The 1,289-nt window shown below is 72.3% G+C and carries 1 protein-coding gene; it reads left to right on the forward strand.

Annotation, left to right across the window (positions count from 1 at the left end):
• The coding region (locus ACEN88_RS32060) for a penicillin acylase family protein (RefSeq protein WP_413346235.1) at positions 1-1,289 on the forward strand (1,289 nt) is incomplete at both ends.

Raw genomic sequence — 1,289 nt, forward strand, 5'->3', positions numbered from 1 at the left:
GCCTGGATGGCCTTGCGCGCGAGCCTGCCCGAGCTCGACGGCCAGCATCGCTCGCCGCTGCTGTCGGCGCCCGTCACCGTGGAGCGCGATGCGAACGGCGTGCCGACCATCAGCGGGGCGAACCGGCTCGACGTCGCGTACGCCACCGGGTTCGTGCACGGCCAGGAGCGCTTCTTCCAGATGGACCTGCTGCGCCGCAGTGCCGCCGGCGAACTCGCCGAGCTGTTCGGCGCCAAGGCGCTGCCGCTCGACCGTGCGCACCGCCTGCACCGTTTTCGCGCCCGCGCCGAACAGGCCGTGCAGCGCATGGCGCCGGCCGAGCGCGCGTTCCTGGACCGCTACGCCGCCGGCGTCAACGACGGCCTGAACGGCCTGCGCGCGCGCCCGTTCGAATACCTGCTGAGCCGCGCGACGCCGCGTCCGTGGACTCCCGCCGATTCGCTGCTGGCCGTGTGGGCCATGTACTTCGATTTGCAGGGGAACCAGGAACCGCGCGAACTGGCGCGGGGCTGGCTCGCCGCGCACCTCGATCCGGCCCAACTGGCCTTCCTGCTGCCCGAGGCGACCCGCTGGGATACGCCGATGGATGCGGACGCCGTCGCGCTGGCGCCGGCCCCGATTCCGGCCACGGCGCCGGCCTGGTGGGGCCGCAGGGAGGGCGTCCCTGCGCGCCAGGTGGCGCGGATCGCGTTCACGGACTCCGTGGGCAGCAATAATTACGTCATCGCCGGGACGCGCACGGCCAACGGCGCCGCCATCGTCTCCGACGACATGCACCTGGGCCTGCAGCTGCCGAACACGTGGTACCGCGTCGCGCTGCGCTTTCCGGACGCGCAGGGACAGCCGCGCCGCGTCGTCGGCGTGAGCCTGCCGGGGACGCCGCCGGCCGTCATCGTCGGCAGCAATGGCCATGTCGCCTGGGCCTTTACCAACAGCTATGCGGACACGCTCGACCTCGTTCGCCTCGGCGTTGATGCCGACCATCCCGGCCAGGTGCGCACGACGAACGGCTGGGAAACGCCCGTCGCGCACACGGAAACGCTGCTCGTGAAGGGCGAACCGGCGCAGACGATGACCGTGGTCGAGACGAGCCTCGGTCCGGTGCGCACCGTCGACGGCGTCCAGTACGCGGTGCACTGGGTCGCGCACGATCCCGGCGCGCTGAACCTGAACCACCTGAAGCTGGAAGCGTCGACGAACCTCGACGAGGCGCTCGCCGCGGCCGCCGGCGACGGCATCCCGGCGCAGAACGTCGTCCTCGGCGACGACCGCGGCGGCATCGCGTGGAC

The organism is Massilia sp. CT11-108 (assembly GCF_047302915.1).
Taxonomy (GTDB): Bacteria; Pseudomonadota; Gammaproteobacteria; order Burkholderiales; family Burkholderiaceae_D; genus Telluria; species Telluria orientalis.